The organism is uncultured Shewanella sp., from assembly GCF_947491715.1.
In the GTDB taxonomy this organism is placed as follows: Bacteria; Pseudomonadota; Gammaproteobacteria; order Enterobacterales; family Shewanellaceae; genus Shewanella.
This window is the reverse complement of sequence record NZ_CANLKR010000063.1, coordinates 1-15522: the sequence shown is the minus strand read 5'-3', so window position 1 is coordinate 15522 and position 15522 is coordinate 1. Positions and strand designations below refer to the sequence as shown.

The 15522-nt window shown below is 40.2% G+C and carries 11 protein-coding genes; 8 read left to right on the top strand and 3 right to left on the bottom strand.

Annotation, left to right across the window (positions count from 1 at the left end; translation table 11 throughout):
- Nucleotides 1-651 precede the first annotated feature (651 nt).
- On the top strand, nt 652-2097 hold the full coding sequence (locus tag Q0779_RS22870) for a hypothetical protein (protein ID WP_298776437.1): 1446 nt from the start codon (nt 652-654) through the stop codon (nt 2095-2097).
- Between the two features lie 58 nt (nt 2098-2155).
- Here Q0779_RS22870 and Q0779_RS22865 read toward each other — a convergent pair whose 3' ends face one another.
- The 3 genes from Q0779_RS22865 to arfB all read right to left on the bottom strand — a co-directional run bounded on the left by Q0779_RS22865 (nt 2156) and on the right by arfB (nt 3815).
- The gene (locus tag Q0779_RS22865) at nt 2156-2827 is read right to left on the bottom strand and encodes an SDR family NAD(P)-dependent oxidoreductase (RefSeq protein WP_298776435.1); all 672 of its coding nucleotides are present in this window, start codon (nt 2825-2827) and stop codon (nt 2156-2158) included.
- Between the two features lie 23 nt (nt 2828-2850).
- Entirely contained in the window at nt 2851-3297 is a 447-nt protein-coding gene (gene aroQ / locus Q0779_RS22860) for a type II 3-dehydroquinate dehydratase (RefSeq protein WP_298776433.1), read from the bottom strand.
- A 101-nt stretch (nt 3298-3398) separates the two neighbouring features.
- Complete coding sequence (arfB, locus tag Q0779_RS22855; protein ID WP_298776429.1) at nt 3399-3815, bottom strand: alternative ribosome rescue aminoacyl-tRNA hydrolase ArfB; 417 nt, start codon at nt 3813-3815, stop codon at nt 3399-3401.
- Nucleotides 3816-4288: 473 nt separating this feature from the next.
- Between arfB and Q0779_RS22850 the strand changes: the two genes are divergently transcribed.
- The 7 genes from Q0779_RS22850 to Q0779_RS22820 all read left to right on the top strand — a co-directional run bounded on the left by Q0779_RS22850 (nt 4289) and on the right by Q0779_RS22820 (nt 15427).
- Nucleotides 4289-4465, top strand: coding sequence for a DUF3012 domain-containing protein (locus Q0779_RS22850; RefSeq protein WP_298776427.1), 177 nt, complete (start codon nt 4289-4291; stop codon nt 4463-4465).
- 132 nt (nt 4466-4597) lie between these two features.
- Nucleotides 4598-5122, top strand: coding sequence for a hypothetical protein (locus tag Q0779_RS22845; protein ID WP_298776425.1), 525 nt, complete (start codon nt 4598-4600; stop codon nt 5120-5122).
- A 252-nt stretch (nt 5123-5374) separates the two neighbouring features.
- Nucleotides 5375-6673 (top strand): TolC family protein, encoded by a 1299-nt coding sequence (locus tag Q0779_RS22840; RefSeq protein ID WP_298776423.1) that lies wholly within the window; start codon nt 5375-5377, stop codon nt 6671-6673.
- A 13-nt stretch (nt 6674-6686) separates the two neighbouring features.
- The gene (locus Q0779_RS22835) at nt 6687-7961 is read left to right on the top strand and encodes an efflux RND transporter periplasmic adaptor subunit (protein WP_298776421.1); all 1275 of its coding nucleotides are present in this window, start codon (nt 6687-6689) and stop codon (nt 7959-7961) included.
- An 11-nt stretch (nt 7962-7972) separates the two neighbouring features.
- Nucleotides 7973-11206: a CusA/CzcA family heavy metal efflux RND transporter gene (locus tag Q0779_RS22830; RefSeq protein ID WP_298776420.1), complete on the top strand. Its 3234-nt coding sequence runs from the start codon at nt 7973-7975 to the stop codon at nt 11204-11206.
- A gap of 456 nt (nt 11207-11662) precedes the next feature.
- A complete protein-coding gene (locus tag Q0779_RS22825) occupies nt 11663-13699 on the top strand; it encodes a Cache 3/Cache 2 fusion domain-containing protein (RefSeq protein ID WP_298776419.1) in 2037 nt (678 codons plus the stop codon).
- Between the two features lie 264 nt (nt 13700-13963).
- Nucleotides 13964-15427 carry a sugar porter family MFS transporter gene (locus tag Q0779_RS22820; protein ID WP_298776418.1) on the top strand — a complete coding sequence of 488 codons (1464 nt, stop codon included), beginning with the start codon at nt 13964-13966 and terminating at the stop codon, nt 15425-15427.
- Nucleotides 15428-15522 lie beyond the last annotated feature (95 nt).

Sequence of the window (15522 nt, the reverse complement as noted above, 5' to 3'; positions counted from 1 at the left end):
TCTTTATATCCAATAGTTTCTTTATATCCAATAGTTTCTTTATATCCAATAGTTTCTTTATATCCAATAGTTTCTTTTATCAAGATTCCCTAGTACTTATTGATATCCCAATCATACAGGATTTCCTTATTAGCAAATCGTTAGTGTTAAACATCAGACGTGTAAATGGTGCAGTTTGACTATTTATTAACGAATAAGTCGTCGGGTTCAACTCTTTAGCCTTTACAGTTAAGAGTAAGGGTGGCGAAGGTCGTTGCTAAGCACTTTATTGCGTAGGAAGATCTGGTTATCAAAATGATCTTTATCGATTAAGTTCTATGGTTAGTTATGTTTGTTTTTTGTTTTATTCTTATGGGGAATATACAAGATCCTTGTTGTAAGTGATTTATATATCTTGGTATTTTCTTAGAGTAATAACTCGTCTCTGTGAGTTGTAGCCAGTGAAATGCACTGTTATTTTCTATTGACGTAACTTGTTATAACAAGACATGAGCCATGTTATTGGCTTTACATTTGTTTATTTTGTAATTTTTAAGATCTTACTTGCGCTTTAAGTGAGTATTTTGGTTTTTATTTGTTCTTTTTATGTTATTTATTTTATTGGGTTACAAAGTGACCTCTGTGGAAATAACAATAACAAGGGAAATAAAAATGTCTTTATTATTTACTCATAAAATTGGGATAGGGCTAGTAAGCGCGTTACTTATATCATTGAATAGCATACATTTAGTGTATGCAGAAACAACTGAGGACTGGGGTAAAAGATCGTTAAACATTCAAAATCGTATTGATCATGACGCCCCTTTTTATGAGACTACTTGGCCGGGAACCCATAATTCCTTCGCAAATGCCGACGATGATAATTTAAATGCGGACTGGACGAATCAAAGCATGTCGATTAAGCAGCAATTGGATAGCGGTATCAGAGAGCTAGTCTTTGATGTTCATTATGATAGTAATGCGGTTAGAGTGTGTCACAACAATTCAGGCGTACAAATCTTGGGATTGGGTGAGTGTATTGATGGTTATACGGGAAACCGGAAACTATCGAATGCCTTGGACGATTTAGTAGAGTGGCTTGATGATGGTCATAGAGATGAAGTGATTTTATTGAAAATTGAATTGGCAAAATCGGGCAAAAACAATATTAATAAAGTGCGTAAAAAAATCGATAACATTGATGAAGAATATTATTTGCCTAGTGCAGTGTCATACCATGATGATGAAGATTATGGTTGTACGGCACTGCCTGTCACATTGACAAAGAGTAAAGTTCTTTCATCGGGGAAAAATATCGTGGTGTTTAGTGGTGAATGTTATAACAATGGCGGATTTCATGACATGGTGTTTTCTACAGAAGGCTTGATGGAAGACTATAGTGATCCTGATGAGGTTTTTGCTACGCGCAGTAATACCACCGATATGACTCGAACCAAAGATGGCTACACAAAAGGTGGGTTACTTTATGGCTCTGGCGCACTGGACAGTGGAAAAACGAAGCTACGCCCAAGTACTGTTACAAGTTATCTAAGTGCAGGCTTGAATATTTTTGAAACTTATGGGTTTGGGGCTAATGGATCATCTTGGAAAGCCGATGGTGAATATCCCGTTTCGGCTGAAGATTTAGTTTGGAGTTGGGATGCTAATAGCTTAGAGCCTGATGGCACAGGAAGTTGTGCGATGTTAGGGGGGAGTAGTGATCGTTTTCATGATGTTGTTTGTACGGAAACTTATATTGCAGCTTGTCGAAAGTTGGTTGATGACAGTGCTGAGCGAATATCCGGTGAATGGGCTTTAACCGATGAGCTTGTTAATTTTAGTGATGCCGAAGGTGCTTGTACAGCGATAGGCGATGGCGAATATGTTTTTGCGACGCCACGCAATAAAGTTGAGCTAGATACCCTAATACAGCTTAAGAATAATGCTAATGTTACAGCCCACATGTGGATTAACTATCAGCAAGTTGATGGTGTGTGGATAGCCGATATTGGTGAAGCTGATACTGATATGCAGGAGATGTGTGAGCAAAACCCAAGTTTGAACATGTGTAGTGTGATTGATGATTACCTTGATTTTTTGAATGACTCTACAATATAAAGACTGTGATTTTTATAGCGATGGAATGAAGCTGGGCTTTCATTCCATTGTTTGTTTTCTAGCCGCGATCAATACTAATCTCAGAGATATAACCTTTTTCTGTGCTTAATAAAGCTTGTTTAAGCATGATTGCAGCTTCGCTTGCTTGCATGAAAGTGCTTGTTTCTTGGTTTGTTCCGCTTGTTGACCAAAAATGAGTATTCATTCCACCAGGATAGACAGCAACTATTTTGATTGGGCTGGTTTTTAGCTCTATCTTTAATGCACTGATAAAGCCTTTGACTGCCCATTTTGCGGCACAATATGTGGATTCATTTGCTTTGGCGGTATGGGCTGCACTGGACATGACAACAACCAGAGTAAGGGACTTGTCTTTAAAGCGTTTAACCGCTTCTTGTATGACATAAATACATGCTGTGACATTATTATCAATAAGCTGTTTAATCTTAGTGGATTCTTGTGTTTCTATGGGCCCAAAAAGACCACTTCCCGCACAGTGAATGAGGTGGGTCGGCACGCAAGGCAGTGCATCAAATAGTTGATGAATATCCTCCTCATTGGACAAATCAGCAGCATAAGTATGGACGGCTTGTTGAGTATTAAGCTGGGCTGCAACCTGTTCAAGACGTTGGGTGTTTCTTCCCGTTAAGAATAAATGTTCATTATCTTTGGCAAATTGGTTTGCGAGCTCTGCGCCTAAGCCACTGCTTGCCCCTGTGATCATTATCATAGCCAGTTTCCTTAAAAGCGAGGTTACTTTTCATTTTGCAGGTGGGCTACTGCAGACTGGAGGGCAAAGTAATATCCTTGGGCGCCAAGACCACAAATTACACCGATAGCTTTATCTGAAAAATAAGAATGATGTCTAAAAGGTTCTCTACTGTGTACATTGGAGAGATGCACTTCAATAAAAGGAAGGGCGACACCTAGTAAGGCATCTCTTAGTGCAATGCTAGTATGAGTAAAAGCGGCAGGGTTGATGATGACAAACTCTGCTGTGGTGTTATGAATGGCATCGATTAGTTCATGCTCAGCATTGGATTGAATGTGTTCTATTTCTATATGATTTGATAATGCTTCTTTAGTGAGTTCGTTCACAATCTGATTAAGCGTGAAGTGACCGTAGTGTCCAGGTTCTCGTTTTCCTAATAGGTTTAAGTTAGGTCCATTGACTAATAGAATCTTATGTTGCGTCACCATTGGGACAGCCTTTTAATAGCAGGATAATTAGATACCCTTGATTTCAGCAAATAACAGGGAACTTGTCGAGTACTAGCGGTTAAATTGATGCGATGATGGCCTCAATAGTCTGTTTTCTTTTGTCTAAGATTCTTGGTGAGCCCTTTTTGCTTCTTTGCTGTGATACGGCGCTGTTGGCTATTTTTTGTTGGCTTGGTGGCTATGCGTTTTTTTTGTGTTTTTCCAGCACTGGAAACGAGCTCGATAAATTGGATAAGCGCCGTTTGACGGTTTGAGTCTTGGCTGCGACTTTGCTGGCATTTTATAATGATCTTTCCGCTTTTACTTATGCGATGATCCGCTTTTTTGAGAAGGACTTGCTGATAAAATAAGGGTAAGGATGATGCTTTTATGTCGAAGATTAATTGAGCGGCAGTGGATACTTTATTTAGGTGCTGACCCCCTGCACCGCTGGAGCGAATGAATTGCCATTCAATTTCATGCTCTGCAATGTGTACTGAGTTAGATATCTTTATCATTGTTAAGTTTAGTGGGTCGGATAGTGGTGATATCATAGCATTTTTTTATGTTTTTTGTGCACAAGAGCGCAGTTGAAGGAATGACAGTGTGATTAAATAGGGGGAAAACATTTTTTGAGGTGCTGTACTTCATATTTTGACTTTTATGTTATTTAATTTTGTTGATATTAATACTTTTGTATTTTTTTTGTATCTTCTTTTAGCTCTATGTGCTTATTCAAAGCATAAACTGTAAGTATATATTTTTTTGTAAAATAGTTTGTTTAAACTAAGTATTCAATTTGAGCTTAACTTATTGTTTTATTTTTTTAATCGAAAATTATTTGCTAGTATCTATTTTTATGCTTGTCTCAATAAAATCAATGAGCCAGCACATTTTATTAAATGGTAATTTATTGGTCGTCACAGAAAAATAATGCTAGTTCTCATAATGACTAAAGGTTATTTTTCTTTGAAAATTGAAAGGAAATTGGATGTCTGTATTTAAACGCGTTATTGTTTTTACTGCTGTATTATTAAGTTTTGTTTTGGTTGCTTGTACTCCTAAAGTGGGAAGTGAAGATTGGTGCAAACAGATGAGTAATAAGCCATCCGGCGATTGGACTGTTAATGAAGCTGCTGATTATGCTAAATATTGTATTTTTGACTAGCTTTAAAAAGGCCAAGGTTTTGTTGGTACAATTGGTTAACATACATTAAGCTAAACATTGCTAAAGATGAACTTTTATATACAATGACATTTATCCGTTATGAAAGCTCAATGAAATATTGAAGGTGTTTTTTTGCGTTTATTCCAGTATCAAGGTATTTACTCCATAGTAAGGGTGTTATTTGCTATTGTGCTACTGCAATTATTTGTGGGCACAGTAGAGGCAAATGCACTTCATAGGGATAATGTACTGGTACAGAGTGAGTTAAATGATAATGAACCTAGTGATGTAGATATTGATCTTAATAACAAACCAATTAATCAACGAACATTCTTATTATCAAGTTATTCCTCAACTTATGCTTCAATATATCCCTCTTTTGATAAACAAGTTATAACGAATACTAGGAATACTCCCCAAGCGAGTCAATATTCAATGTCGGCATGTGAGCAATATGGACTCGATGTCGACAAATTTGATAAAAATACAGATTTATGTGATGAATGTAAGTGCCATGGTGGGCACATTATTTTTACCTCAACGTTGAAATTTCTGGTTCCTCATTTCTTTATTGTCCCAGCGAATACACAAAATCTCCAATATTTACCTCCTGCTATTTTATTGCATGCTAAGCCTCCAATAATCTCACTTTCTTAAGTTGAGTGATTGTTTTCAAGGCGTCAGATAGTGTAGCAAGGGTTCGACTTTACCTGCCTATACATCATGATCATTTAACTTGGCATCATTGAGTTTGTTGAGCTGTGCTACGTCGATATGTTTCACGTTATCGTCGTCAGCTTATGATGTCGCTTATCACCTCATCCGTTAAAGATATTCCTGTTACGTTTCATTTTTCAAGATGGAAGCCAGGCTGGGATAACGGATTTACATTTAATTATAGGATGCGAGATGAAAAAAACCTTAATTTCAAGTTTGTTGATGGGGTATTTGGCAACGAATGCGTTTAGTGTTCCAGTGCTAGCAGCTGAGGATAATATTTTATCTGCAAAACAAGTCAGTCCCAGTATCGATCCCACAGCAAACGTCAAGGGATTGAGTGAATGGTTACCTAAGGTGATGCAACGTTTTAATGCGTTACCTGAAGTTCAGGCTCAAATTGCGCGACAACAAGAAGCGAAATTGAGCATTCAGGCGGCGGATAAGGCTGTGTATAACCCTGAAGTGGGCGCTAATTATCAAAATGGACTCGATACTCAATACAGTTTGGGCTTGAATCAAACGATCGATTGGGGTGATAAACGCGGGGCAGCCACACGAATGGCTCAACTTCAAGCCGAGGTATTATTGTCAAGTATTACCCTTGAGCGTAACCAAATGCTGTCTACGCGTTTACAGGCTTTAGCGACTCAAAACCTCGCCAAGAAAAAACTTAAATTCCAACAGCAACAATACAAGCTTGCTAAAGCACAGCTAGCGATTGCTAAGCAGCGTTTGCAAACGGGCGATCTGTCTAATGTTGAAGTCAAAATGATGGAATTAGATCTTGCTAATAATGCAGCAAATTTTGCTATGGCAGAACAAGCTTCACTTGCTGCTGACGGTAAAGTGTTGGCGTTATTTGGCGATGTTGCATTACCTTTTGAAGATTTTGTCGATGCGCTGTCTGCCAGCGCCAGTGTGACTGAAGTGACGCCCGATCTTCCAGCGTTAAAAAGTGCATATCAACAAGTCATGTTAGCAAAACTAGGTGTTGATCAAGTGAAAGCGCAAACCGCAGCCGATCCAACATTAAGCTTAACAGCGGGTCGTGAAGGGAATGGTAGCTTAGTCGGGGTGGGTGTGTCAGTGCCTCTGCAAATTCGCAACAATTACAGTAAAAACTTAGCAGTGGCTAGCCAAAAAATTGCTGTGTCTGAGCAAGTATATTTAGGCAAAGAGCGCGTGCTCACTCAACAACAGAAACAATTTGAACGTAGTTTACCCAGGTTGATGGAGCGTTATGTCGATTGGCGTGACGTAGTGCAAAGCTCAGCGCGAGATGCGGCCATATCCATTAGTCAACAATGGAAAACAGGTGATATCAGTACCAGTGATTATTTGCAAGGGCAACGCCAATTGACCAGTAGCTATACGGCAGGCTTAACGCTCGAAGGGGCTTTATATCAAATTTGGTTAGGATGGATGGGAGAAAGTGGACAATTAGAACGCTTTATTGATCAGCAACTTCCAGATTCTGCGAGTAAATAGGAATGAATTGACCATGAAACACTCTTTTGATGTTAACAATAAGATGAATATGAATACTCAAGCCAATATACAAAATATGTCCGATATGAGACCGATGCGAAACCCTATTAAATTAAGTGGATTAAGTAAAATCGTTAGTTTAGGGCTGATGTTGAATTTAGGGGGCTTGATGACCTTTCCTGTCATGGCAGCCGATAGCGAGCAGTCCAACGCTGTGCAATCAAGCCCAGTTACCCCGCAAGTGAGCCAGAGCAAAACGGGTCTCGATAGTGAAGCTGAACATGGTTTAGAGCCTGTACAGTTAACGCCTGCCCAGCGAAAGATGGCGGGTATTGAAGTTGTGAAATTAGCTGAGCAGACGTTTAGTTTAGAGGCGGTGGCGACAGCAAGTTTAGTGGTAGATAGAAATCGCACAGTCGTGCTGGCACCGCAGCTTGAAGTCTTAGTGGAAAAGCGTCATGTATTGCCCGGTCAAGAAGTCGTAAAAGGCGATCCGCTTTTGACTTTAGGTGGCTTTGCTGTTGCTCAAGCGCAATCGACTTATGTCACTGCAGCAGCAGATTGGAATCGTATTAAACGCATGAGTAAAAATGCGGTCAGTGCCAGTCGTCGATTACAATCTCAAGTCTCTGCTGAGTTAGCTCGCGCGACTTTACAAGCATTACAAATGACTGATGAACAAATTACTAACCTTGAGAAAAATCCAAACATAATTGGAAGTTATCAACTTTTAGCACCAATAAATGGTCGAGTGCAGCAAGATATTGCTGAGTTAGGTCAAGTGATTGTGGGTGGCACACCTTTGATGCAACTCACCGATGAATCTTACCTTTGGGTCGATGCGCAGCTGACGCCTGCACAAGCTGAAGGAGTGAATGTTGGAAATGTTGCCATGGTAAAAGTGGGTAATCAAACCGTAGAGGCGAAAATTATTGGCCGCTCTCATGAGTTTAATAGTCAGACACGAACCGAAAAAGTGGTTCTCAGTTTTGATAATAAAGGTCATGAATTACATGCTGGTCAATTTGCTGAGATTTACCTACCTGATGCTAAGGAAGGCGGTATTGTTGTGCCTGATTCGGCATTGACTCGCAGCAATGACGGGGATTGGCAAGTTTATACCGAAGAGCCTGAAGGGTTCGTGTCACATGAGATTAAACTCATTGAAAGTCAAAGAGGCATGAATTTGATCAGAGGCATTAAGCCTAATTCAAATGTCGTAATTTCAGGGGCATTTTTCCTCGCTTCTGAACGTTCTAAGACAGGTTTTGACGCTGACGGTCATTAAGGGTTTCTATTATGCTACAGAAGTTAATTGATGGGGCGGTGCGTAATCGCCTGATGGTGATCTTAAGTTTGTTTGGCTTGGTGATTGGCTGCATTATTATGTTACCAAAGCTTAATTTAGATGCCTTTCCGGATGTGACCAATGTTCAGGTGACAATCAATACTCAAGCGGCGGGTCTGGCCGCCGAAGAAGTTGAAAAGCTCATTAGTTACCCTGTTGAATCGGCAATGTATGCGTTACCTGGAGTGACACAAGTACGGTCATTATCGCGAACGGGTTTGTCTGTTGTGACTGTGATATTTTCAGAATCAACCGATATTTATTTTGCTCGTCAGCTGGTTTTAGAGCAATTGCAAGCGGCTAAGAGCATGATCCCGCCAGGCGTGGGTATTCCTCAAATGGGGCCAAATAGTACGGGATTAGGACAAATTTTTCAGTATGTTTTACGGCCCAAACCCGGTTCTGATATCAGCACTGCTGAGCTGCGTAGTCTCAATGACTACCTGATTAAACTGATTTTAATGCCAGCAGGTGGTGTCACTGATATTTTATCTTTTGGTGGTGAGGTGCTTCAGTATCAAGTTAAAGTGGATCCTAATAAGATGCGCAGCTATGGTTTGACGATGAAACAGGTCACTGATGCGCTTGAGAGTAACAACCGCAATACCGGTGGTTGGTACATGGAGCAAGGTCAAGAGCAATTGGTTGTGCGAGGATATGGTTTATTACCGCCGGGTAAACCAGGCTTAAAAGCGATTCGAGAAATTCCCGTTACTGAAGTGGATGGTACGCCAGTTTATATCAGCGACTTGGCGACAGTTGGGTTTGGAACTGAAATTCGTGTAGGTGCGGTGAGCATGGCTGAACGAGATGAAACGGGTAAACCGGTTAATCTTGGTGAAGTGGTTGCGGGTATTGTCCTTAAACGTGTAGGCGCCAATACTAAAGAAACCATTAATGATGTTGAGAACCGAATTGCTTTAGTGAAACAAGCGTTACCAGAAGGGGTACAGTTTGATGTGTATTATGATCAAGCTGAGCTAGTGAATAAAGCGGTGCAAACCGTAATCGAAGCCTTAGTGATGGCCTTTATTTTCATTATCATTATTTTGGCTCTATTCTTGGTGAACATCCGGGCCACATTACTCGTATTAATTTCCATTCCTATTTCTGTGGGATTGGCTTTACTGATCATGTCATTTTATGGCATGTCGGCAAACTTGATGTCATTAGGAGGGCTCGCGGTGGCCATCGGTATGTTAGTCGATGGATCTGTGGTGATGGTTGAGAATATTTTTAAACATTTAACACAACCGGATAGGCGACACTTATCGGAAGCTCGAGAGCGTTCTGACGGTGAATTTGACCCTCATCATGCAGATGAAGATGCCAGTCTTGCTGGAGGCAGTGAAGGGATCACAATGCGAGTGTTACTCGCAGCAAAAGAAGTGTGTAGCCCTATCTTCTTTGCCACCGCGATTATTATTGTTGTTTTTGCGCCTCTATTTGCACTGGAAGGTGTAGAAGGTAAGTTATTCCAACCTATGGCCATCAGTATTATATTGGCCATGTTAGGTTCGTTATTATCGGCCCTCTTGGTTGTGCCTGCTATAGCTGTCTATCTCTTTAAGCGTGGCGTTACTATGAAAGAGAGTGTGATATTAACTCCCATTGATAATGCTTACCGTAAGCTACTCACATTTGTTATGGCAAGACCAAAAGGGGTGGTGATTGCTGCGGTGTTATTGTTTGTTGGTAGCATAATGTTATTGCCTAAGTTAGGGACTGAATTTGTGCCTGAACTTGAAGAGGGAACAATCAATTTAAGGGTGACATTAGCACCGACATCCAGTTTGGATACATCGTTAGCTGTTGCCTCTAAATTAGAAAATTTACTGCTTGAATTTCCTGAAGTAACCTATGCTCTTAGCCGTATTGGTGCAGCGGAGCTCGGCGGCGATCCAGAGGCCATGAGCAATGTGGAAATTTATGTTGGTCTTAAACCGATTGAGGAGTGGACTACGGCTAAGTCCCGTATTGAACTTCAAAGGCAAATGCAGAAAAAGCTAAGCGTTTATCCTGGTTTGCTGTTTAACTTTTCACAACCTATTGCTACTCGCGTGGATGAGTTATTGTCTGGGGTGAAAGCCCAACTGGCGATTAAAATATTTGGTCCAGATCTCACTGAACTTGCTAATAAAGGAAAAGACTTTACCGATTTGGTTGCTTCAGTGCCAGGTGCTGTTGATGTGTCTTTAGAACAGGTCAGTGGTGAAGCGCAGTTAGTGGTTAGACCAAAACGTGATGCCTTAGCGCGTTACGGGATCAGTGCCGATCAAGTGCTTAAAGTGGTGAGTGATAGTATTGGTAGTGTTAATGCAGGGCAGGTATTAGATGGCAATGCGCGTTATAATGTTAATGTGCGTTTAGCTGAAAAATATCGTAATTCTCCAAATGCTATCAGCAACTTACTACTCAGTGGACCTAAAGGTTCTACGATTCGCCTTGCCGAAGTGGCTGATGTTACTGTGGAAATGGCGCCTCCCAATATTCGTCGTGATGACGTACAAAGAAGGGTGGTGGTGTTAGCGAACGTATCGGGCCGAGATATGGGGTCGGTGGTAAAAGATATTTATGCCTTAGTGCCTAAGCTGGATCTGAAGCCGGGTTATACCGTGGTGGTGGGAGGACAATATGAAAGCCAGCTCCGTGCTCAAGCGAAATTAATGGTTGTTGTTCCTATTTCAATCGGTTTAATTGCCTTACTGTTATTTTTCTCTTTTGGTTCATTAAAGCAAGTGGCCTTGATTATGGCGAATGTTCCTTTGGCGTTAATTGGTGGCATTGTGGCGTTATATATCAGTGGAACCTATTTGTCTGTGCCTAGCTCCATTGGTTTTATTACCCTCTTTGGAGTAGCAGTGCTTAACGGAGTGGTTTTGGTTGATTCGATTAACCAGCGACGACGAGGGCTTGAATATGAAACCGATGAAACCTTATATGAAGCTGTGTATGAAGGAACTGTTGGACGCCTACGCCCTGTATTGATGACGGCATTAACCTCTTCATTAGGACTCATTCCTATTCTGTTATCTAACGGCACGGGAAGTGAAATTCAAAAACCGCTTGCGGTGGTGATTATTGGAGGATTGTTTACTGCGACAGCATTAACCTTATTAGTGTTACCGACCATTTATCGTTGGTTATACAGTGGTAAGCGGCGTGAACCTATTGCTGAGGATTAATGGTTTGAGTGAGCATTAGAGTTTCAATCGATATTTTGATAAAAGCGGCCTGATGGCCGCTTTTATTTTTTTTATGCATAGCGTTACTCATAGTGAACTGGCTGAATCGGTGTCTAGACATAAGTCTAATTTGTGTTGGTGCCCTTTATCACTACTGGGCGTTCCTGATATTAATCGTTTTTGTTGTGTTTCTATTTTCAAGAACATGCTATTAGTGAGTGGATACCTTATTATACGGGGCTTACTTGAATATTAGGTTGAGTTAATATTGCTCTTGAAATATCTTATTTTATTGCTTTTTTAACGACACTGCTCACGCTTTCTAGCAAGATTGTTGCTGTTTTTGGGGGCGTATACGCTAAATAGCTGAGTTTACAGTCATATGTTTCGAATACATAATCCGCAGCATTAAATAGGTGTGAGGCAGAGAAAGGGGCTTTTCTCTGTAAATGGAACATGTGGAATAAGATAAAAAATCAAAGTATTCGTTTTCAGTTACGGTTAGCAATGAGTTTGTTTTTGATCATGGCGTGTGTGTCGATTGCCATTGTTGTGTATCAACAAGCATCGGCACTATTGATGCAACAAACGTTAAAAGAACATCAATCTAAATTAAGTGTGCTATCTGATACTATTGCCAGCCAATTTGTTAGCTATATTGACGTGGCAAAAGATTTAGAAGCCACCTTTAGATCAGGATATTTACATGGGCTGACTTTCTCAAATGATGATGTCATATATGAAGGTAAAAAGGTCAACAATGCCTTTATTGATGGGCAGTCTATTGTGGGTAATACCAGTATCGTTGATCGCTTTACTCATGATACTGACGTCACCGCCACGATTTTTTTGGCATCTGGTAATGAATTTGTCAGAGTGGCCACGACATTAAAAACAGACTCGAATCATAGGGCGTCTGGTGCCATATTAGGGCAAGGACATCCCGCTTATACTAAGTTGATTAATGGGCAAATTTATTATGATAAAGTGCGTTTGTTTGGTCGAGAGTATATTAGTTATTATTCACCAATAAAGGATGAGTTTCACCGGATCAGAGGGGTGTCAGCGGTGGCATTACCTATTGAGGATGCATCGGAAACTATTTTTGCTAATCTTGCTCTATTAGGCTGGGGTGATAGTGGCTATACCATAGTTGTTAATCATCATGCTGATTATTTAGGTGAATATCTTTATCATCCACAAAAGAAACGTCAAGGTGAGTCCATTTTGGATCTCAAAGACAGTGATGGTGAGAAAGTTTTTTCAGAAATAGTGAGTAATGAAAACGGTGTGATCCGCTATTTTGAAAATATCAAAGGCGAAGCTAAAGAGAAGTACGCTGTTTATACCCAAGTACCTGGTTGGGATTGGACCTTGATTGGGGGCTCTTATATTGAAGAAGTCACTAAAGGGAGTAATCATTTACTCATGTTGGTGATGGGGGTATCGGGTGTTGTTACCCTGATTATTTTTATCTTGCTGAGTATTTTTCTTTATCGAATGACAGGACCTTTACAAAATTTAACCGGTTATATGGATCAACTCAGCCAAGGGCAAGTGAGCTTGAGGATTCCAGAAGTAGAAAGCAACTCAAATAATGAGATAAAGCAACTCACCCATGGTTTTCATGTAATGGCTCTTAAGTTTAATGGCTTAGTGTCTAATATTCGAGAAGCAAGTCTGCAAGTTCAAACTCGTGCTGAGCATGTTGCAGCTGATGCCAAAGAGAGTTTGTTGCAATCTGATGTACAACATCAACAGGTGGAATTAGTCGTGACGGCTATTGAACAAATGGCTTCATCGGCGCAATCTGTTGCTGAGCAAGTTGAAAGTATTGCTGTGAGTGTTCGTTCTGCCAATGAAGTGAGTTTGTCTGGTTCTCAATTGGTCAAAGAAGTGAGAAGTGACATTGCCGATTTAAACATGCAATTACGTCAATCTGCGGAAGCTATTGATATGGTGAGTCGTCAAAGTGAGAATATTCAAGCAGTGACGCGTATGATTGATGAAGTGGCGGAACAAACTAATTTGTTAGCTTTGAATGCGGCGATAGAAGCGGCAAGAGCTGGAGAGCAAGGTCGAGGCTTTGCTGTTGTTGCTGATGAGGTGAGAACATTAGCTCATCGTACTCAAGGTTCAGTGAAAGAAGTGGTGACGATTATTGCTCAGCTAAGGGATTATACGACCAGTGCAGTGACCTTGATGTCAGAAAGCCAAATAAAAGGGAAAAAAGTCACAGAGCAAGCTCAACAAGCGGGGGTGGCGTTAGATCAAATTACCGATCAAGTTACCGATATTGCCTGTAAATCAGAAGTGATTGCTGCCACAGCCGAGGAACAAGCACAAGTGACTCAAGAAGTGGCAGTCAATGCAACAGAAATAAGTCGGTTAAATCAAGATAGCCAAGATATTGCGGCTAAAACGGCAAAAAATGCAGAGAATCTACAGCAGTTATCGACGGAGCTTAGTGAACAAGTCGACTATTTTTATTAATTGACTTAAGCTTCAAGTCAATCAATACCACCTGAAATACGGTGGTATTGATGTTCAATTTAGCCTTGTTATTGATTAGGGGCTGTTTAACTTTAGTTGGTTTTATTTGTGTCTTATGTGTTTATTTAGTTAACTTTAGTTTTATTTGTGATGCGATTTAAGTCATTTATCTGGAAAGATTAAGTTTTCAATTAAATCGTCACAGAGTTAAGGTAAAATTTTCTCTTTTGTTATTTATTAAGTGTCAATCAAAGGAGTGTGAATGTGGATCAACTTAGCGCAGTTCACAAGCACAGCACTCAAATAAGCACTAATCATTCTTTTCATCGTAGTGGAAATTTAATTTTTGTTATTTTTGTATGTCTCATTAGTTCATTAGGCGGCTTTTTAGTTGGGTTTGATACAGGCGTTATCAATGGTACGTTTGATGGCTTGTATTCTGTTTTTGACAATAACCATATTGCCAGTGGATTCAATGTTACAGCTATTTTACTTGGTGGAGCGGTAGGGGCATTATCATCGGGCTTGTTTGTCGATCGTTTAGGCCGGCGATCTATGTTAATTGTTGCGGCTAATTTTTTAGTGATCAGTGCATGGGGGGCTGGGATCACTGATGCTTCTATTGGCTTTATTCTATACCGCATGTTAGGCGGAGTCGCCATAGGTATTTTGTCTGTTATCACTCCTATTTATATTGCTGAAATTGCGCCTTCTCGATATAGAGGGACCTTAATAAGCTTGCAGTACATGGCTATTTTATTGGGACTTTTGTTTGCGAGTTTGAGTAATGATTTGCTGTTGAATATAGCGGGCAAATCGACGGAACTTCTTTGGCTTGACGCAGAGGCGTGGCGTTGGATGTTTTGGATTGAACTGCTTCCTGCTTTTTTATTCCTTTTTTTATTATTTTTTATTCCTGAGAGTCCCCGTTTTCTCGCTGCAATTGGTAATCAAAGAGCGGCTCATGAAGTGCTTATCAAGCTTCATGGTCAAACAAAAGCGGCCAGTGTTGTGACTAAGCTTAAATCGACTTTACCTTTAATAAATCAGCCCATTTGGACTGATGTATTACAAACTGGTCGTAAAAAAATGAAAAATGTACTTTGGTTAGCTTTAACCTTGGCTGCACTTCAGCAGTTAATGGGCATTAATGTGATTTATTATTACGGTGCTGTTTTATGGCAAGGTGTTGGCTTTTCTGAAGCTGATACGTTATTGATCAATATTATCACAGGGATGGTGAGCATAGCGGGTTGTTGTTTGACACTTGTTTTTATTGATAAATGTGGACGAAAACCGTTTCTTATTATGGGGTCAATGGGCATGACATTAACATTGGGCCTGATTGTTTATGCATTTGCTAATGCAGAATTTGGTTTGAATGGCGAGTTAAATTTAGGGGCATATGATTGGTTAGCGTTAATATCTGCTAATGTGTATGTGTTCTTTTTTAGCTTATCTTGGGGACCCGTCATTTGGACATTACTTGTTGAAATGTTTCCACAAAGAATACGCGGTTTGGGCATGGCATTGAGTGGCTGTACGCTCTGGTTAGTGCATTTTGCGATGATAAGAAGTTTTCCTTTTTTACTGACAGAATTAGGCTTAGCACAAACTTACAGTTTATATTGTGTGTTTACTTTATTGTCTGTGGTGCTTATTTTGTGTTGTATTCATGAGACGAAAAGGCAAACATTAGAAGATATTCATCAATTTTGTGCTGAATAAGGGCTTTATACCCAAACTACTTGAAAGTGCATGTTTTCAGAGCCCGTAAAAAGGCTTAATTCAAGGCGCATTATTGAAAGAATGCTTATTGCCTT